Raw genomic sequence first — 18,682 nt, forward strand, 5'->3', positions numbered from 1 at the left:
CTAGGAAACTATTATGACATCACAAAAAATTGCCATCATCGGTGCAGGTATTGCAGGATTAACCGTTGCTCATCGCTTACAGACTCTGCCCAATGTGCAAATTACCCTGTTTGAAAAAGCCAGAGGCGTCAGTGGTCGAACCTCCACACGCCGAGCAGAACCTCATCACTTTGACCATGGTGCTCCATTCTTTATTGCAAAATCTGATGAATTTCAAACCTTTATTAACCCTATGCTAGAGGCAGGCGTATTAAGCGATTGGCAAGCCAAAGTAGCTGAAGTATCTGGCACACAAGTGACTGACCAATATCAATGGCAAGCCAATCGATACTTTGTCGCTCAACCAAAAATGAACGAAATGGCGAAGTTTATCGCCAAACAACTGACAAATAATGTAGAAATAAAGCTGGGTACAAGAGTCGGCAAGATAGAAAAAGTCGATTTAGACGTTGAAAACTTAGAGCATTCACAGGACACAAACGCTGAGACTCAACATAGTACACAAGATAGTAGTCAACAGTGGCAGTTGACCAGCGATACAGGCGCTAAAGTCAATAAAGCAATCGGCACACCATTAGCATTAGGTGAACAAGGCGACTTGGGTAATTTTGATTGGGTAATTTGTACCGCTCCTCCCGAACAGGCAGTTGAACTCATTCCAAGCAGTTTGCCTTTTTATCCTCGTATTGAACAAAGTAAAACCGATGGTTGCTATGCCTTAATGTTAGGGTTTGACACGCCACTAGATATTAATTTTGATGTGGCATTAATCAAAGATTCTGCTTTAAGTCGCATCGTTGTAAATAGCCAAAAACCCATGCGACCTGATGCCTATTCCTTGACCATTTTATCCAGTAATCAATGGGCAGAACAGCACATAGATGCAGACCAAGAATGGGTTAAATCTGAATTACTCAAAGCCACTAGTGATGTCTTAAAAATTGAGCCAGAAAAGCTACAACAAGCAACGCATATGGGCATGCACCGCTGGCGTTATGCCAATACTAGCCCTGAGCTTGAGCAATATAATCAAAATCAATCCGCCTACTTATTAGATACCGAGGCACAACTTGGCGTTGCTGGCGACTGGCTTATTAAAGGCAGTGTGGAAAATGCGTTTAGGAGTGGGGATGCGTTGGCAAATAGCCTGATTAAAGCACTGGCTGATTCACAATAACTGATAATAGAGGAATCTGTTCGTTATGAAAAACATCGCTATTTTTGGCAGTACAGGAGCAATTGGACAAGCCATCACTGATGAGCTAGCAAACCGTTATCCCAATGCTCACATTCATGCCATTTCTCGCTCAGCTCCAACTGGTAATTTAACCAAAGATAATATCAGTCATCATCAAATTGACTTGCAAGATGAAGAATCTCTAAAACAGCTGGCAAGACAAATTACCAATGAGCACAAATTAGACTATGTGTTTGTTGCCACAGGAACTTTGCATAATGACGGGGTACAACCAGAAAAATCGTTACGCCAGTTGTCAATGCGTAACTTTGAACAGCTGTTTGCGGTGAATACCATTTTACCTGCCATTATCGCTAAGCATTTTATACCCAAGTTAAGTAAAGAAAGTAAGTCAGTTTTTGCGGTGTTGTCGGCTCGGGTCGGCAGTATCTCGGATAATCGTTTGGGTGGCTGGTATGCCTATCGTGCATCAAAATCAGCACTAAATATGATAGTCAAAACGGCAAGTATCGAAACCAAACGAAGTAATCCAAACGCCATTCTCGTTGGTCTGCATCCAGGTACGGTGGACAGTGAGTTGTCCAAACCCTTTCAAAAAAATGTACCCGAAGGTAAACTTTTCACTGCCGAGTTCTCAGCTAAATCGTTAATTGCGGTGACTGATAAATTAGCCAGTGAAGACTCGGGCAAGTGTTTTGATTGGGCTGAGGTTGAGGTAGGGGCTTGATTGCAAAAAATTAAGATGCTGAAAGTTTATAAACATTTTAGTAATCATCAAAATAAAAATAAGGTTGTAACTGCACAACCTTATTTTTTAAACTAAAACAATACATATTTAAAGAATCAAACACCTACAGCAGGCTAAAATTGTTTAATTAACATGAGCCAATATCTGTATCTATTTAATCAATGAGCAATGATAGCCGGTTCGCTTTCTCCAGTAAGGTTATTCTTAGAAGACGCCTCTGCACTGACACTATCATTTTTATCTAAAGCATCAGTCGCATTAAACCTCAAAACTTGTAAAGTTAAAAATGGAAACTCAATCAACATACCAATAATCAGTGCCGCATAAATTAATGGTTCATTTGGCAAAGCAATCATTGTAAGTCCTAACATTAGCGGGGCATTACGTGCAGTGGTGGTCATGGTATAGAGGATGTGGTTATCACGTTGTAACTTCATAGTTCTAGCAAGCGTTTCTGTAATGACTAAACTAATCGCAAAGAAAGCAACCACGGTCATTAATACAATCGCAAAAATTGATAAGTTATCCATGATTTTATGGACATTCACTGCAAAAATAGCGAAAACTAAGGCATAAATTATCCAATTTGTCATCATGCTTAATGTTGAGGTCAGCACAGGTATTTTGATAGAAATAACTTTTATCATGGCAGCACATAACACAGGAATAATAAACCAATCCGTAACGGTGCTGAAAATATCACTAGCACTGATACTAGCAATGGTGTTTTGACTAAACCATGCAACAAAAAATGGATAAAGCATCAGTTGAGTTAACATATTAATAGGCAATAAGATACTACCTAAAGCAGTATTACCTTTAGCCATTCGAGTAAACCCTAAAAACCAATCCGTGCAGGGCGACATAAAATACACAGCCAACCCAATGGCTACTAAAGGTTGATTAGGTAAAAAGAGCTGAGTCAGCCCATATCCTAAAAATGGTAAAATCAAAAAGTTGGTAAGCCAAGCAACCAACAGAGCTTTTGGCTGTTTGATTACTGATTTTAGTTTGTTAATTGGCACATCTACAAATACTAAAAATATTAATGCTAAAATCAGATAATCGACGTAATTACTGATAACATCAATCCCTTCAACCGTTAGCCCTGCTAACGAGCCAAGAATGATTGAGGCTAAAAGCAAAAAGCTGGTTATAAATGCTTCTTTAATCATAGTAGTTCCTAAAACACTAACAATGACACTCATCATCACAACAAGAGAGGTCATCAAGATAAAATTGGTTTTGTTTATATAGTTCGATAATAGATTCTCGTAGCTTTTTATCGCCATCCAACCTTTCGCTTAATACTTCGCCAATAATGCCAAAGCGCTGGCGGAACTTGTAAATAAAACAAAATAAAGCTTTATCATGTTGGACTTGAGGACCTGCCAAAAATAGATTTGGATATAGAGTGGATTCATCCAGTGCGTTAAGTTTTAGATGGTCATCTTCAACTTCAAATAAATGCTCAATTAACTTTGTACTACTATCAAAGCCCATACAGTTTATTGGTGCTGTATTGGTGCTATATTTTTCACCTTCTGAAGTCGTTAAGGTGTAACCACCATCATCAAATTTTTCGATACTCATTACTTTTGCATTCACGACTTTGATGTGACTTTTTACACTATTAAAACGGTCACGAGTGAAAGGGGACAAACTGTAGCTTGAGTCGCTGCTGTGAAAGTTAAGTTGGTTACTGCCATCAAACAAGGTTACTTTTTTGCCAAGTCTAGAAAGTTGATAGGCTGCATCTACGCCAGATTCATAACCTCCGATAACACACAAGTTATCATCCTCGATAAAGTCTGACCACGCCCACACATCTGCATAGTGTGTGCAGTGCTCTGCACCTTTAAAGTTACCGTAATGAGGATATTGAAATTCGCCAGCAGCCCAAATGACATGTGAAGCGAAATGCATGCCTTGATTGGTATCAAGTACGAATGGCAAATCGTCGTGTTCATCGTAATCAAAGTTCTCAACTTCAACATCCGTCACCACAGGTAAATCATAATGTTCTACCAATGATTTTAGATACTTGGCATATTGCCGACCTGTTGGGTGCTCAGTCGATAAAGTGAATGCTGGTGAAGTTTCAGGCGTTACTGCATTAAGGTCAACCGCCCCAAAAAAATTACCCGTAAAAGAAGGAGAAATAAATTTAGTTTCTTGTGGCCATTGCAGAAATGATGCCCCGACTTCTCCTTTATCGATAATCACAAAGGGGAGTCCAAGGCGTTTTAGTAGAATACCCATTCCAATACCAGCAGCACCAGCGCCAACAATGATAATGGGAGATTTTATTGCATTATTCATGGAAGAAAAAAATTATTGATTAATTATTAATGTCTATAGCTAATGAAATTAAAAGTTAAAGTAAGACACTCTTTATGTTCTACAGCTTTATTAACGATATTTAAGGCATAAAAAATTACTACAATGAAAGCTTGTTTGAGGTTATAAAATATAGAGCTAAATTTACTGATAAAAATTTTTGTATCAGGTTTGTATTTTGTCTCTATATATAAAACTTCATTAACTTTCCTTGTAGTAACATGTTTTACAAAATATGATAATGAAAACCATTCTTAATATGTAATGTTATAATATAACATTATTATTCAAAGTATCAATATTTTTTACTATAAAATTAAAATTTATTGTTAGCCAACGGGTGAGATTTGCAAAATAGAAACAGACGATAAAAGCAGTATTTAAAATAACTATCGTGTAAAACTTGTAAAGGAGTACTAAGACTTACTAGAACATAGAACACATTGTAAAATTGTAGGTTGGATTCCCAATCCATCTAATATGAGATATTATCATTTTTAAAAATTTGTATTAGCTTTACACAAAATTGAGCTATAAAAAAGGCACAAAAAACCCCCCAGTCTTAAGAATGGGGATTTTAAATATGGTAGGCATAACTAGATTCGAACTAGCGACCCCCACCATGTCAAGGTGGTGCTCTAACCAACTGAGCTATATGCCTAAAAGAGGGTGGTATTTTATCAAATTTTGCTATGTTTGCAAGCAGTTTTTAAAATCAGGTTATCATTTTTAGGGTTTCACTCACCATTATCATACCCACAACCGAAGTGACTGCCACAGCAGAACCATAACCACCACAATGTAAACCACCTTGTGTTGCTTCGTTTTCAGCACTAGTGCTACATGCTTTTTGCACAATGGGAGGCTGGGTAGAATATATACAGCGTATACCAAATTTTTCTTTCATTTGTGTATTAATGCCTTTCTCATGGCGTAATTTACTGCGTAATCTTGCTAATAAAGGATCCTGAAAAGTGTCTTTTAAATCACTTACTGTTATCTGGGTTGGGTCTGTTTTGCCACCGGCACCACCAGCACAAATGAGTTTTAATTTATTAAAGCGGCAATGTAACGCAATGGCTATTTTCGCTGCCATATCATCGGTGCAATCTAAAATAACAATATTTTGCCCATTGGCATTTGCTTGCTTATTTTGTTCACGGGTTGGCAGTAAATCTTTAACGTTGTTTTCTGTCAAAAAGTCGTCTACTAGGTTTAATCTTAACCTTGGGTTAGTTTGACGCATGCGCTTTGCCATAGCATCAATTTTTGCAACGCCAAAGTTGTCATCGAGTGCTGGCAATTGTCGATTAGCGTTTGATGCCACCAGCACATCCATATCAATTAATGTTATTTCACCCACGCCAGTGCGTGCTAGCCCTTCGGCAGCCCATGTGCCAACGCCACCAACTCCAATCACATAAACGTGGGCGTTTTCAAACTGAGTAAAACTTTTGGTACCATAAAGCCGTCCCGTCCCTGCAAATCGACGTTGATACTGATCATCCTCACTTTTAGTCGTAGGGTCTTGATCGGCTGGCGGGTAGGGTGGTTTGTTGTCAGTTGTCATGAAGGGTATTTCCAGTTTACTTGTAATGCTTGTGTACTATTTTGCCATAATTGCTTGGCTAATGTCTCACAATCGCAATTTATTAATTGGCTTAGCACAGTTAAAATATGGAGTAAATTAGCAGGGGTATTTCTATTTATTTGCTGGCTTAGTTGGTTTGCTTCGCTTATTGAGCTAGTGGTCAATTGTTTGTCATCTCTTACTTGTTCACTGATTGGCATTATTTGCTTGTTTAAAGGCATCATATCTGGGCTGTCTGTCTCAATAACAAGGCAGCTTGTACCAAATTGTTGTACACACGCACAAACAACACGCCTTAATTTTTTGGCATTTGGGTTAGTAATTTGCCCCGTTATGCCAAGTTTAAACCCCAAATTAATAAATGCTTTTGCTTCTTGTTCGCCGCCACTAAAGCTATGGGCAATGCCGCCGAGCTTATGTGCGTTATATTCATGCTTTTTTAAAATCTGTAAGCTTTGGGCATGTGCTTTGCGGATATGCAGTAGTACAGGCAGCTTGTATTTTACTGCCAAATCTAGCTGTGCTATAAAAAAGTCTTGCTGTTTGTTAAACACATCAGGTTGCTTCATCTCTTTTGTAAAGGTGTCTAACCCAATTTCACCAAGGGCAATTAACTTGTGTTTTTTAATGTAGTTTTCAAGTGTACTTAGGTCAGTAGCACAATGGTTTTTAATAAAAAAAGGGTGTAAACCCAATGCAATGTGTGTTTGCGTAGGGATTGGTGCGTTATTGAGTTGGTTTTGTGTATCAATGATTTTGTTAAACCCTGATGACTCAATGCCCGAAATTACAATATGCTTTAATCCAACATTTTGGGCAAGTTTAAGCTGTGCTAGCCTGTCATGGTCAAACCTGCTGTCATCAAAATGGGTATGTGTATCTATCAGCTGTAAAGGCATGTTCATAAAAGGTGCTAAGTGTCAGTTGAGTGGCTATGATTATTGCTTTGATTGGCATCTGTGGTATTGTTGGCGTTATTTTTATTTTTTTCTGCAAAAACAGGTTTACGGCTACTACGGCGTGGTACCAGTAACAAAACCGCAGCAACAACCGCCAGCTTAATAAACTTTGATTTTTTGTTTGTTTGTTTTTTTGGCATATTGTGTACTCAGTCTTTAATGGGGCTACTCATTATTATAGTGAAAGCCAGCAATATGTGTTAGATTGATTTCATGTTTTTTTGATTTTGCAAGGATGTAAAATTGCTAATATGAAGTGGTGGATAATCAGCCTAGTTTCGGTTGTGTTAATGCTGGCGATGTTGGCAATTGCACCAAATGTTAATTTACCGCCAGTGACAAACTCAATAAATGGTTTTTTGAGTGTGTTTATTTTAGTGGCTTCATTGATTTTGTGGTTACTGGCAATTTTTATTGATAAAAAATCATCTCGCCAGCATTTTTTACCAAATTTTTTGTTTTTACAACTCCCCAATGTTTTAAAGTTGTTTGCTGTTTTGTTGATACTATTAACCAGTATTGTACAAGCAATGGTTGCCACACAGCAGGCACAAAGTAATGAGTTAAAGCAACCACAACGTGTGGTAGCAATGGTAAAAATAGAAGGCATTAGTGACAGTGTTTATCAGTACAATGATAACGACAATAGTGCAGATATGGGCTACCGCCAAATTGCAACCATTGTTGATGCCAAACCTTTACTAGTTAATCTTCAAAAAAAACCAAATAACACCAACCATTTTAATGACATTACCCCTGATACAACAAGCATCCAGCCTTTAATAAAAAAACGGCTGCTAATGTCAGCCTATCCCACACTAAAAAATAAAAAACATCATCCAGAGTTTACAAAATTAAATAAACTTGCGCCTAATCAGCTTGCAACCTTAACGTTAGAACTAACCAAAATACCTGCTAATAAGCAGTCAAAAAATACTGCTGCAAACACGCAAAAATTTAATGAGCATCGCTGGTTACGTACACGTCATATTGATGCTCAGGCAAAGATTTTAGCAATTAATCAATTAAACTTAAAAACCGTAAACCAAACAGATAAGCGTTTTTTTAGTGGGCTGAGATATCAGCTAAACCAGATGCGCTTTAATGTCAGGCAACATTTTTTACTCGGTTGGTCGCAACTTAGTGAAGCAGAACAACAAGCCAAAGCGGTGACATTGAGCTTGTTAACTGGGGATAGAGCACTCATCAATAAAGCAACAAAAAACTTATATCAGTTAGCAGGTATATCACATTTATTGGCAATTTCTGGCACGCATGTTTTATTTTTAGCACTGCTTGTTAGTATGCTGGTAACGGCGATTATCAATCGGTTTGTTGTAAGCTGTTACTTTGTGGTACCAAGGTGGCTTGTGCGTTGGATAATCATGATACTTGTCGCAGCGGTTTATGCCTTGTTTACTGGTTTTGATGTACCAGCGGCACGTACTTTTTGGATGCTAGTTGCGGTGGGGGGTATGCGTTTATTTTTTATGCGTATCTCTAGTTATCAAGTACTTTTGTTGGTTGCTATGATAATGGCATGGATAGACCCATTTGTACTTTGGCAAGCGGGCTTTTGGTTATCTTTTGTGGCTGTTGGCTTATTAATAAGTTTTGAAGTGAGTAGTGGCGGTAATCACAAAACTAACCAATCCAACATGGGTTTATTAGATGTTAATCAGCAGTTTAGGGTATTTACCGACTTTTTAAGGTTAATTAAAGTACAGGTATGGATGTTTGTTACTTTATTGCCGTTGTCGTTATTATTATTTGGCAAGGTATCTTGGTGGGGGTTGTTAGTTAACATTTTTGCCATTGGGTTATATGGTTGGGTGATAGTGCCTCTTAATTTATTGGCTGGGCTTATATTTTTGTTATCGCCAGACATTGCTCAACATTTATGGCATTTGGTAAATCATATACTATTAGCATTACACAGCTTTTTAAATGACATACTGATTGGTGATATTAATAGGGCTGATGCTTGGATATATACGCAAATTAATGCAGGCATCATATTAGTGGCAATTTTTGCAATACTGCCTTGGTTAATGCCCAAAGGCATGATTAACCGGTTATTTAGTTTACCGCCCATCTTGTTGTTGGGGTTTGTGCTATATAACCAAACCAATATTAGTGCACAACAACCAAAGTTAGGCATTTTGCAAACAAAGGATGCTTATATTACCGCGCAGGTTTTACAAACCCATACCGACAATTGGTTAATTGTTGCCGATCATTTATCTGCAAATAGCCGTTATAAACGTAGACTAACGGACATGAATGTCATGCAAAATTTGCAAGCGCAATTGGGTTCTTTGGGTGTTAACCATTTAACAGGCATTATTGTGCAGTCTCCCAGTAAAGTTTTAGCGAGTGCGACGCAAGCTTTGGTAGCGCAAATGCCAGTTGCCCAAGTTTGGCAAGCAGGGGTAACTGAGTTAAACACCACAAAAACACAGGACACATTTATTGAGCCATTGCCTTGCACTGCAGGTGCTAAGTGGATGAGTGAGGATGGTAGTGTTACCATAAAAGCCATAACTGGCTGGAAACAGATTAGCCATACTGCCATGCACAACTGTGCATTACTGGTTAGCAGCAATAAATTGATAGAGGTTGTGAGCCAATTTGATAGTGCTTGGGCAAACTTAACAACCAACAATACAGCCCTGCCATTTAACAATAAAACAAACAGCTTAATGATAGATATATCAACGGATAAAAAATTGTGGCAAGTTTGGGAGCAGCTATGCCAAAATGATATTAGTCATAATCAACAAAAAGCGACTAAACGGATGTGGCTATTACACAGTAGTAGCCAAGTGGATAAGGCGATTGTTAACATCTGGCAAGCCGATAATGCCATAATAAGCGATGAAATCAACCAATATAATCAATTGAAGAGTAAACAAAAACTGCTCGAGTTAACACACTTGCAAGATTAAGCGAGTAAAAATTTAAAAATAGCACTTGATGGGCTTATCACTATTTTACAATCGTGATACCTGGCATAAAAGGTAAAGACAATAAAAAGTGTTACAATGCAACGACAGCAAATAATTAAGATATAAATAACAGTTTTTAGAAGGTAATAACATGAATTGGCCACCTAACCCAAATAACACTAACAATTCACATGGTGATCGTGATACGCAACAAACACAGCCATTAGCGCAACCTAACACACACCCAACTGCGCGCGAGTGGGACTTGATAGAAAAAACCATGCTTGCCAATGTAGAAGAACAGCGCAGAAGTCGCCGTTGGCGTATTATCTCAAAGCTATTAAGTTTAGGCATGCTACTGCTGCTGGTATTTTTGCTAATGGGCAGAAGTTGCTCCACAGCGGAGACAGCCGCTGGCAGTAGCCTAGACACCATTGGTATGAGCACATCACACCTTGCTGTTGTGGATATTAATGGCAAAATCGCAGCAGATTCTGCCGCAAATGCTGTTGATGTTGTAGCGGCAATGACAAAAGCTTTTGAAAATAATAATGCCAAAGCGGTTGCGTTAAATATTAACTCACCTGGTGGTTCACCTGTTCAGTCAGATGAAATATGGCTGGCTGCCAAAGATTTGCGTGAAGAATACCCAGATAAAAAATTGTATGCGGTGATTGGCGATATAGGGGCTTCTGGTGCGTATTACATTGCGTCCGCAGCCGATGAAATTTATGTTAATCCATCTAGCTTGGTGGGGTCAATTGGAGTAATCATGTCTAACTTTGATGCCCAAGAGTTGTTGAAAAAAGTGGGCTTGAAAGAGCGTACAATGCATGCGGGCGAATATAAAGATATTTTAAGTATGGGTCGCCCAATGACAACGTTTGAAAAACAACATATTGATAGTGTTTTGGCAAATACTCATAAGCACTTTATTGATGCTGTTAAACAAGGGCGTGGTAGTAAGCTTAAAAACCCAGAAGAAAACAAATTGTTTACAGGATTGTTTTGGACAGGTGAACAAGCCATTGGATTGGGTTTGGCAGATAAAACGGGCGGTATAAGACAGCTAGGGAAAGATTTGGACTTATCTAATGCACACAACTACACCATGGTAGACCCGATGCAAAACCTTTTTGACCGTTTTGCGTTAAAAATGGGTGCAGGTTTTGCAACCGCTGTTAGCGATACCTTACAAACAGAAGAAGGAAGTGCCAAGCTACGCTAAATCTTATGAATATTAATTATGATTTTTCGCACTTGCCTAAATCGGCATTAACAGGCAAGCCAGTGTTACATTTTGCCCATGCTAATGGCATGCCATCGCTAGTTTATCAACCATTGTTTAATAAACTAGAGGCGTATTTTACAGTGGAGTATATTGCGCTTTTTGGTGCAACCAGTGGGTACGAAGTTGATGAACATTGGAATAACTTACGTCAACAATTAATCGACAATGTTACTGCAGCGTGCAAAAAGCATGAGGTGCCTCATGTGGTTGGTTTTGGGCATTCTTTGGGTGCATTATCAACTTTACGGGCAATATATAAACAGCCAGATTTATTTAGCCAAGCGGTTTTATGTGACCCTCCCATGATTCAAGGTATCACCAGTTTTATTTGGCATATGGCTAAGCAACTTGATAAATTGCCACTATTTGATAATACCTTTATGGATAAATTATCGCCTGCTGGTATTTCAAAAAAACGCCGTGATGTTTGGGAAAGCAGGGAAGAAGCAAAACAAAGCTTTAGTAAAAACAGATTTTTTGCCAAGTTTGATCCACGTTGTTTAGATGGCTATGTTCAGCATGGATTGATAGAGCGTGCAGATGGTAAATTTACCCTTGCTATCCCTAAAAAAAATGAGGTGGCGATTTTTCGCACCAATCCTTCTTGGTATTGGTTAACACCCAACCGCGCGCCTAAAGCACCGGTGACGTTAATAATAGGCGAAGATAGCCTGTTTCTAAAACGTAAGTTTCCGCAAATTATAGAAAAACGGCTAAAAATACCATTTAAAGTCCATACCGGTGGGCATATGTTTCCACTAGAATATCCTGATTCAGTGGTAGAAATGGCATTAGATATTTTTAATACACAGCAGTCATCAAACTAATTTAAAACAGTAAATAAACTTTACGGCTTATTTTTATGTCTAAATACAATCAATTTAGCCAATCTTTGTTTGGTACAAGCCCCTTGTTTGGCAAAGTGGGTACTTTTTTTCTTATTGTTTTTGTATTGCTTTTTTTTGTGGTTACGCAAGTCGCAACATTGGTTATGGCAGCCTTTTTACTGATGCCAGCACAAATGGCAACCGATATAGATGCCACCATGGCGCAGGTTGTTAATAATGGGACAGCAATCAGTGTGTCATCGTGCTTAACATTTGTGGTTATGTATTTTTTGATTGCCACCATTGTTAAACTACGTAAAAAAGCCATCAACCAATATTTACCAGTTGTTAGTTTTGATTTAAATATTGCAATAAAAGCGTTTGCATTGTGGGTATTATTTGTGGTGGGTAATGAATTTATTACCGATTTGACAAATCGCAACCCCATGGTTTTTATGGATGAAATTTACGCCACTGCAGACCCACTATGGTTGCTTGTATTAAGTCTTGTTATTATCGTACCAATTTATGAAGAATTGATTTTTAGAGGGGTTTTGTGGAAAGCAACTGCCGAGCAGTTTGTTAACCAAAAAAAAGGGGCAATATTTGCAAGTGTATTAATGGCGTTAATTTTTGCATTGGTGCATGTGCAATATGATTTTTTTGAAATGGCGAGCATTTTTATTTTAGCATTAATTTTAGGATATGCACGCTATCGCTCTGGCTCTGTATTACTCCCGATTTTGATGCATGTTTTTAATAATGGTTTGGCATTATGGCAGTATTCATTGACGGTTGGTAATCTTGGATAGGTTATAAGCATGAATTATTTAGCGCATACTTTATTGTCAAAAAATAATATTGATTATCAACTGGGTAATTTGCTTGCCGATGTACTCAAAGGCGAGGGGTGGGTTGGGGCTTCTCAGCAGCACCTTGATGGGCTAAACATGCACAAACAAATAGACAAGTTTACGGATAATAGTCATATTGTTAGGCAAGCATTATCAACATTGGGTAGTGGTTATCTTAAAGGCGTGGTGCTAGATATTACGTTTGATTACTTTTTAAGCAAGCATTGGGATAAGTTTGTCACAATCGAAAAAGATGTTTTTATCCAAAATTTTTATGAGCATGCAAAAAAACAAGGTAGCAATTTACCGAGTAAAGCAAATGAGTTTGTTACCGCAATTGCCAAGTATGATATTTTAGGCAATTACAATACACTAATTGATTTAGAGCAAGTGTTTCAACGTGTCAACCGAAGACTCTCACATCGGTTACTTGCCAAAGAAAATACCACAGACTATTTACCAAGAATCACAGAAAACTACGATAAATTAGAGCAAGACTTTTTGCAGTTTTTTCCGACTTTAATTGCGTTATTTTTACAGCAAAGTCAGGCAAAAAGTAGCGAACACCTTTTTAAGCTTGATTTACCTGTTTAAAAGTAGACTTAAAAATACAGTATGTAATTAACAGCCTGGGTTTAATGCAAATACCTTTTCACCCGCTTCTATAATTTCTTCAACCGTTAGGTGACGCTTGCCACTTAAAGCCTGACGCCACTTTCTACCACCGGCTAACCCATGAAACAACCCCAAATAATGGCGAGAAAACGCTGCCAATGGCTCACCATTTTCAACTTGTTTGTGTAGATAAGGGATTAATTGTTCAAAAATGGCCTGACGTGTGGGAACATCCTCTCCCCACAGTTGGTTACATTCTGCCAACAAATAAGGCGTATGATAAAAAGCACGTCCAATCATAACGCCATCAACATGTTGTAAATGTTGTTTAATTTCATCAACTGGGCTATCGGCATAGCCAATCCCACCGTTAATTTCGATGGTCAGCTCAGGGAAGTCTTGCTTTAAGCGATAAACATCGTCATAACGTATGGGGGGTATTTCTCGGTTTTGTTTTGGGCTTAACCCTTGTAGCCAAGCGATACGGGCATGCACAATAAAATGTTTACAGCCTTCATTGGCTGATGCCATTACAAAATCACGCATAAACTCATAGCTGTCGTGTTCATCAATACCAATACGGTGTTTAACAGTAATGGGTATGTCAACTGCTGCTTGCATGTGTTTAACCAGCTTGGCAACGGTGTTTGGCTCTGCCATTAAACAAGCACCAATACGGTTGTTTTGTACTCTATCAGATGGGCAACCCACGTTGATGTTAACTTCATCAAACCCGCGTTGTTGGGCAATCACCGTACATTGTGTCATCTCATCAATGTCAGCACCGCCAAGTTGTAGTACCAATGGGTGCTCAATATCATCATAGCGTAATAATCTATTGGCATTGCCATGCAAAATAGCCCCAGTGCTTATCATTTCAGTATAAAGATAAGTATGTGGGTTAAATAAGCGCGCAAAATAACGATAATCAGGCGTTGTCCAGTCGATCATAGGAGCTATCGATAGGCGTTTGTTGTTTATGTCAATCTCTAATGTCATCGAAACAAATCTCTACTTTTCCACTTTTTATCTACATCAAGCCAGATTGCAGGAGTTAAAGACTGAGTGTTCTTAAAACTGATAATTTCATTGTGATATTCACATAATACTTTGTTTTCAATTAAGTTAATAATATCTTTATCAGTTTTTGTTTCTTCAATATCATCAATTTGATAAGGGGCTTCTGCAAATTTTCCATCATAAAACTTACTAGTTGGACCGCACATTCCATAAGTATTAGGGGTATCGATATCAGGTATGTATTCCCACCAACTAATTGCACGAATTTTATATTTATTTTCTAAAATTTCTTTAATGAATTTTTGGTAGTTTAATCGAGAAACAATAATATCAATATAACTACTACCGACTGGCTGAGCCTTGTATTTAAGAAGTAATTTATCTAATACTTTTTTTGTGTTTTTCATAGAGTTTTCTAGATTATTGAATCGAATAATTGAGAATTTTATCATATTTCAGTTATCATGACTTGATACTAGATAGAAAACGGAAAACATGATTCAGTTGGTAGCGTGTGGCACAATCTATCGTACAAAATTTTTTGCAAATTTTAACACAGTTTGATGACTAAATTGTGTGCGACAATAAAATGAGTGGATGTTATGGTTTGGAATATAAAAAATAAAAAAACTCATTAGCGTGTCTTAAAAGCCGTGTTATCATAATGGGTTGCAAATTTATATAAAAATGAGTGTCTAAAATAAATGAAACAGCCATCTAAACAAACAGCGAATCAGCCATTAAAACAACAAAAAACCACCTCACTACTTGATGATAATTGGCAGTCTGATGCCTTAGACTTAAGCTTAAATTATGATATGCAAACCATGGCAGTGCGTGCAGGGCAACATCGCACAGACGAGGGAGAACATAACGAGGCAATATTTGCAACAAGCTCTTATGTTTATACCAATGCCCAAGAAGCAGCTAACCACTTTAATGGGACTAGCAAAGGTAATGTGTACTCTCGTCATACTAACCCAAGTGTACGAACTTTTGAGCGTCGTCTTGCAGCTTTAGAAGAGGGTGAAGCTGCAATTGCAACGGCTTCTGGCATGGGAGCAATTTTAACCATGTGCTTGGCATACTTGCAAGCAGGCGATCATGTTGTGGCAGCAAAGCAGTTATTTGGTTCAACAATGGGGCTGCTTAACAATATCATGACTAATTTTGGTGTTAAGGTCGATTTTGTTGATGGTACCAACAATCAGGCTTGGGCAGATGCGATAACACAAGATACAAAATTATTTTTTTGTGAAAGCCCAAGTAATCCACTTACGCAAATTTGTGACATTGCCTATTTGGCAGACTTAGCACATGGCAATTTATCAACGGATTGTGATGCCTTGTTAGTGGTAGATAACTGTTTTGCAACCCCAGCCATACAAAAGCCGTTAACATTGGGGGCAGATATTGTTATCCATTCGGCAACCAAGTATTTAGATGGGCAAGGGCGTGTGCTTGGCGGTGCGTTAGTTGGCAGTCATGAGTTAATGGAAAAAGCTTTTGCAGTGGTACGTAGTGGTGGTATTACTATGAGTCCATTTAATGCTTGGGTCTTTACTAAAGGGCTTGAAACCCTAAACTTACGTATGCAAGCACACTGCCGTAATGCCAATGATATTGCTCAATGGTTGGCTAATCACCCTAAAGTGATTAAAGTGCATTTTTGTGGTTTACCAGAGCATCCTTCACATCAACTTGCCAAACAGCAGCATCATAAAGCCAATTGTTTTGGTGCAATTATTGGTTTTGAGGTTGCTAACCAACAGCAAGCTTGGCAAGTAATTGATAGTACAAAAATGATATCAATCACGAATAATTTAGGCGATACAAAATCTACCATTACGCACCCAGCCACCACAACGCATTTCCGTATGGGTGAGCAAGCACGCCTAGAAGCAGGTGTAAAAGATGGTTTAATCCGTTTGTCAGTGGGTATTGAAGACTATAATGACATTATTAATGATTTGGCAATAGGGCTTGATAAGCTTTAAAATTGTCTAGTAATTTAGACAGTTAGACACAATCACTGTATAATTAAGCTATATTTTTGAGTTAATTTTATAAGAGGCAAATATGAATATTCAAGCATTAATGCAACAAGCACAAGCCATGCAAAAACAAGTAGAAGGCAAAGTAGAAAATGCTAAAAAAGAGCTGGCAGAAAAAGAAGTCACGGCAGAGGCTGGTAGCGGATTAGTAAAAGTAAGTATGACAGGTCGCCACGTTGTTAAGCGCATTTCTATTGACCCAAGTTTGTTAGAAGACGAGCCAGACATGATTGAAGACTTAATTGCAGCAGCGATTAACGATGCGGTACGTCAAGCAGATGAACTACATGAAGAAATCATGGGTAAAGCAACTGGCGGTATGGGACTGCCACCAGGCATGCAAGGTTTGTTTGGTTAATTTTTCAAACTCATGTTAGCAAGTTAAGTAGGCTGGGCTTTTTTAGTCCAGCTTGTTTAGTATCTGCTAATCTTATTGCTGGTTACCAACCAGTTACCATTTTACTACCTAACAAGAGTGTTTGACTGTAAAACATGCTGACTCCCAAATTTGATAATCTTGTAAAACAATTGCGTGTACTGCCTGGTGTTGGGCAAAAGTCGGCTCAGCGTATGGCGTTGCATTTGTTAACCCAAAAACGGGTGCAAGGTATGGCATTAGCTGGTGCTTTAGATGAAGCCATGCGAGAAATTATTGAATGTGAGCGTTGCCACTCATTTAGTGATGAAGCCATTTGTCCTATTTGCCAAGATCCCAGACGAGAGGACAACCTACTATGTGTGGTAGAAACAGCCGCCGATGTGATGGCAATTGAGCAAAGTGGTGGGTACCGTGGGCGGTATTTTGTTCTGGGTGGGCATTTGTCGCCAATTGATGGCATTGGGGTTGATGAGTTAAATATTGATCAATTAATTAGCCGCCTAAAAGCTGAGCAAATTGATGAGCTTATTTTGGCAACTGGCACCACGGTAGAAGGGCAAACAACGGCGCAGTTTATATCTCAGGCAGCGGCTAATCATGTCGTAAAAATTACCAGATTAGCGCAGGGTGTCCCTGTTGGTGGTGAGCTTGAGTACCTAGATAGCATGACCTTAAACCAAGCCATGAGCAACCGAGCTAAGTTGTAGTTTTAAAATCAAATTATGCAAAACACACACACGCTATTAACCCCCATGCAAATAGGCGATGCACGGCAGGGGCTAAAAATTCAAAATCGATTAATTGTAGCACCAATGGCAGGGGTAACAGATAACCCTTTTCGTCAATTGTGTAAGTCTTTTGGTGCAGGGCACGCTGTTAGCGAGATGATGACAGCTGATGCCAGTCTATATGCCAAAAAAAAGAGTTTGTTTAGAGCCAATTTTGATGGCGAGATAGCCCCAATTTCTGCCCAAATTGCTGGGGCAGACCCTGCCAAACTTGCCGAGGCTGCACAATATCAAATTGCCAATGGCGCACAGATTATTGACATCAATATGGGTTGCCCTGCTAAGAAAGTATTAAAAAAACTGGCAGGGTCTGCTTTGTTAAAAGATGAAGACTTAGTGGCAAGGCTATTGGATGCAACCGTCAAGGCAGTAGATGCGCCTGTGACGTTAAAAACAAGACTTGGTTACAGTAATGGTAAAGAAAACATTGTAAAAATTGCTAAAATGGCAGAAGAAGCAGGCATACAAGCCATTGCAATCCATGGTAGAACACGTGAAGATAGATATGGTGGTAATGCCAAATATGATCTAATAGGCGAGGTTAAAAGCACAGTTCGTATCCCTGTTATTGCCAATGGTGATATCGATAGCCCTCAAAAAGCGGTAGAAGTGTTTGAAAAAACGGGCTGTGATGCCATTATGATTGGGCGTGCCGCACAAGGAAAACCTTGGATATTTAGAGACATTGCCTACTATTTACAAACGGGCGAAACATTACCACCGCCAAATATTGACGAGCTGCAAGAGATTGTATTAAACCATTTGCAAGCATTGTATCGATTTTATGGTGAGTATTCTGGTTGTCGTATTGCACGTAAACACATTGCTTGGTATACCAATGGAATTGCAAATTCTAATGCGTTTAGGCAAGCCATGTATCAAGAAGAAACTACCGCAGGGCAATATAAAGTGGTTGAGCAGTTTTTAAGTAGTCATTTAAGTGACTACCTAAATAAATAGCCCTTATAAATAGCACTTTGAATCATGATGTTGCCATTTATCCAACGAATGCCACATTTTTTTAATGAAGTTTTGATATAACGCTAAATAGATAATTATAAAAAGGTCTG

Annotated in this window: 18 protein-coding genes and 1 tRNA gene; 11 read left to right on the plus strand and 8 right to left on the minus strand. The window is 38.5% G+C overall.

Annotated features, from left to right (window positions below; all coding sequences use genetic code 11):
- Positions 1-13: 13 nt before the first annotated feature.
- Positions 14-1,177: an NAD(P)/FAD-dependent oxidoreductase gene (locus VH441_RS01370; RefSeq protein ID WP_434353699.1), complete on the plus strand. Its 1,164-nt coding sequence runs from the start codon at positions 14-16 to the stop codon at positions 1,175-1,177.
- A gap of 25 nt (positions 1,178-1,202) precedes the next feature.
- Positions 1,203-1,925, plus strand: a complete 723-nt coding sequence (locus VH441_RS01375; RefSeq protein WP_434353700.1) for an SDR family NAD(P)-dependent oxidoreductase — start codon at positions 1,203-1,205, stop codon at positions 1,923-1,925.
- A 179-nt stretch (positions 1,926-2,104) separates the two neighbouring features.
- On the opposite strand, the gene VH441_RS01380 is transcribed toward VH441_RS01375, so the two are convergent.
- From VH441_RS01380 to VH441_RS01405, 6 genes are all read right to left on the minus strand, one after another.
- Positions 2,105-3,121 carry an arsenic resistance protein gene (locus VH441_RS01380; RefSeq protein WP_434353701.1) on the minus strand — a complete coding sequence of 339 codons (1,017 nt, stop codon included), beginning with the start codon at positions 3,119-3,121 and terminating at the stop codon, positions 2,105-2,107.
- Between the two features lie 16 nt (positions 3,122-3,137).
- On the minus strand, positions 3,138-4,268 hold the full coding sequence (locus VH441_RS01385; protein WP_434353702.1) for an NAD(P)/FAD-dependent oxidoreductase: 1,131 nt from the start codon (positions 4,266-4,268) through the stop codon (positions 3,138-3,140).
- A gap of 602 nt (positions 4,269-4,870) precedes the next feature.
- A tRNA-Val gene (locus VH441_RS01390) sits at positions 4,871-4,947 on the minus strand.
- 54 nt (positions 4,948-5,001) lie between these two features.
- The gene (locus VH441_RS01395) at positions 5,002-5,856 is read right to left on the minus strand and encodes a tRNA threonylcarbamoyladenosine dehydratase (RefSeq protein WP_434353703.1); all 855 of its coding nucleotides are present in this window, start codon (positions 5,854-5,856) and stop codon (positions 5,002-5,004) included.
- Positions 5,853-6,782 carry a TatD family hydrolase gene (locus tag VH441_RS01400; protein ID WP_434353704.1) on the minus strand — a complete coding sequence of 310 codons (930 nt, stop codon included), beginning with the start codon at positions 6,780-6,782 and terminating at the stop codon, positions 5,853-5,855. The genes VH441_RS01395 and VH441_RS01400 overlap by 4 nt, the downstream gene beginning before the upstream one ends.
- A gap of 8 nt (positions 6,783-6,790) precedes the next feature.
- The gene (locus VH441_RS01405) at positions 6,791-6,976 is read right to left on the minus strand and encodes a hypothetical protein (protein WP_434353705.1); all 186 of its coding nucleotides are present in this window, start codon (positions 6,974-6,976) and stop codon (positions 6,791-6,793) included.
- Positions 6,977-7,087: 111 nt separating this feature from the next.
- Here VH441_RS01405 and VH441_RS01410 point away from each other — a divergent pair, with 111 nt between their 5' ends.
- The 5 genes from VH441_RS01410 to VH441_RS01430 all read left to right on the plus strand — a co-directional run bounded on the left by VH441_RS01410 (position 7,088) and on the right by VH441_RS01430 (position 13,350).
- Positions 7,088-9,784, plus strand: a complete 2,697-nt coding sequence (locus tag VH441_RS01410) for a ComEC/Rec2 family competence protein (protein WP_434353706.1) — start codon at positions 7,088-7,090, stop codon at positions 9,782-9,784.
- Between the two features lie 151 nt (positions 9,785-9,935).
- A complete protein-coding gene (sppA, locus tag VH441_RS01415; RefSeq protein ID WP_434353707.1) occupies positions 9,936-11,012 on the plus strand; it encodes a signal peptide peptidase SppA in 1,077 nt (358 codons plus the stop codon).
- A gap of 5 nt (positions 11,013-11,017) precedes the next feature.
- Positions 11,018-11,902, plus strand: a complete 885-nt coding sequence (locus VH441_RS01420) for an alpha/beta fold hydrolase (protein ID WP_434353708.1) — start codon at positions 11,018-11,020, stop codon at positions 11,900-11,902.
- A gap of 35 nt (positions 11,903-11,937) precedes the next feature.
- Positions 11,938-12,714, plus strand: coding sequence for a lysostaphin resistance A-like protein (locus tag VH441_RS01425; RefSeq protein ID WP_434353709.1), 777 nt, complete (start codon positions 11,938-11,940; stop codon positions 12,712-12,714).
- A gap of 9 nt (positions 12,715-12,723) precedes the next feature.
- On the plus strand, positions 12,724-13,350 hold the full coding sequence (locus VH441_RS01430; RefSeq protein ID WP_434353710.1) for an ACP phosphodiesterase: 627 nt from the start codon (positions 12,724-12,726) through the stop codon (positions 13,348-13,350).
- A gap of 27 nt (positions 13,351-13,377) precedes the next feature.
- On the opposite strand, the gene dusA is transcribed toward VH441_RS01430, so the two are convergent.
- Positions 13,378-14,370 (minus strand): tRNA dihydrouridine(20/20a) synthase DusA, encoded by a 993-nt coding sequence (dusA, locus tag VH441_RS01435; RefSeq protein WP_434353711.1) that lies wholly within the window; start codon positions 14,368-14,370, stop codon positions 13,378-13,380.
- Positions 14,367-14,798: a hypothetical protein gene (locus tag VH441_RS01440; RefSeq protein ID WP_434353712.1), complete on the minus strand. Its 432-nt coding sequence runs from the start codon at positions 14,796-14,798 to the stop codon at positions 14,367-14,369. The genes dusA and VH441_RS01440 overlap by 4 nt, the downstream gene beginning before the upstream one ends.
- A gap of 411 nt (positions 14,799-15,209) precedes the next feature.
- On the opposite strand from VH441_RS01440, the gene VH441_RS01445 reads away from it, so the two are divergent.
- From VH441_RS01445 to dusB, 4 genes are all read left to right on the plus strand, one after another.
- Positions 15,210-16,388, plus strand: coding sequence for an O-succinylhomoserine sulfhydrylase (locus VH441_RS01445; RefSeq protein ID WP_434354335.1), 1,179 nt, complete (start codon positions 15,210-15,212; stop codon positions 16,386-16,388).
- Between the two features lie 82 nt (positions 16,389-16,470).
- A complete protein-coding gene (locus VH441_RS01450) occupies positions 16,471-16,803 on the plus strand; it encodes a YbaB/EbfC family nucleoid-associated protein (protein WP_434353713.1) in 333 nt (110 codons plus the stop codon).
- A 134-nt stretch (positions 16,804-16,937) separates the two neighbouring features.
- Complete coding sequence (gene recR / locus VH441_RS01455) at positions 16,938-17,531, plus strand: recombination mediator RecR (RefSeq protein WP_434353714.1); 594 nt, start codon at positions 16,938-16,940, stop codon at positions 17,529-17,531.
- A gap of 15 nt (positions 17,532-17,546) precedes the next feature.
- Positions 17,547-18,572 (plus strand): tRNA dihydrouridine synthase DusB, encoded by a 1,026-nt coding sequence (dusB, locus tag VH441_RS01460; protein WP_434353715.1) that lies wholly within the window; start codon positions 17,547-17,549, stop codon positions 18,570-18,572.
- Positions 18,573-18,682 lie beyond the last annotated feature (110 nt).

The organism is Psychrobacter sp. HD31 (genome assembly GCF_051097895.1).
In the GTDB taxonomy this organism is placed as follows: domain Bacteria; phylum Pseudomonadota; class Gammaproteobacteria; order Pseudomonadales; family Moraxellaceae; genus Psychrobacter.

Coding starts and splice junctions, on each gene's coding strand:
- VH441_RS01375 (WP_434353700.1), top strand. CDS start 1,203: ATGAAAAACATCGCTATTTTTGGCAGTACAGGAGCAATTGGACAAGCC.
- dusA (WP_434353711.1), bottom strand. CDS start 14,370: ATGACATTAGAGATTGACATAAACAACAAACGCCTATCGATAGCTCCT.
- VH441_RS01380 (WP_434353701.1), bottom strand. CDS start 3,121: ATGATTAAAGAAGCATTTATAACCAGCTTTTTGCTTTTAGCCTCAATC.
- VH441_RS01410 (WP_434353706.1), top strand. CDS start 7,088: ATGAAGTGGTGGATAATCAGCCTAGTTTCGGTTGTGTTAATGCTGGCG.
- VH441_RS01370 (WP_434353699.1), top strand. CDS start 14: ATGACATCACAAAAAATTGCCATCATCGGTGCAGGTATTGCAGGATTA.
- VH441_RS01420 (WP_434353708.1), top strand. CDS start 11,018: ATGAATATTAATTATGATTTTTCGCACTTGCCTAAATCGGCATTAACA.
- VH441_RS01450 (WP_434353713.1), top strand. CDS start 16,471: ATGAATATTCAAGCATTAATGCAACAAGCACAAGCCATGCAAAAACAA.
- dusB (WP_434353715.1), top strand. CDS start 17,547: ATGCAAAACACACACACGCTATTAACCCCCATGCAAATAGGCGATGCA.
- VH441_RS01430 (WP_434353710.1), top strand. CDS start 12,724: ATGAATTATTTAGCGCATACTTTATTGTCAAAAAATAATATTGATTAT.
- VH441_RS01400 (WP_434353704.1), bottom strand. CDS start 6,782: ATGAACATGCCTTTACAGCTGATAGATACACATACCCATTTTGATGAC.
- VH441_RS01405 (WP_434353705.1), bottom strand. CDS start 6,976: ATGCCAAAAAAACAAACAAACAAAAAATCAAAGTTTATTAAGCTGGCG.
- recR (WP_434353714.1), top strand. CDS start 16,938: ATGCTGACTCCCAAATTTGATAATCTTGTAAAACAATTGCGTGTACTG.
- VH441_RS01385 (WP_434353702.1), bottom strand. CDS start 4,268: ATGAATAATGCAATAAAATCTCCCATTATCATTGTTGGCGCTGGTGCT.
- VH441_RS01440 (WP_434353712.1), bottom strand. CDS start 14,798: ATGAAAAACACAAAAAAAGTATTAGATAAATTACTTCTTAAATACAAG.
- sppA (WP_434353707.1), top strand. CDS start 9,936: ATGAATTGGCCACCTAACCCAAATAACACTAACAATTCACATGGTGAT.
- VH441_RS01395 (WP_434353703.1), bottom strand. CDS start 5,856: ATGACAACTGACAACAAACCACCCTACCCGCCAGCCGATCAAGACCCT.
- VH441_RS01425 (WP_434353709.1), top strand. CDS start 11,938: ATGTCTAAATACAATCAATTTAGCCAATCTTTGTTTGGTACAAGCCCC.
- VH441_RS01445 (WP_434354335.1), top strand. CDS start 15,210: ATGCAAACCATGGCAGTGCGTGCAGGGCAACATCGCACAGACGAGGGA.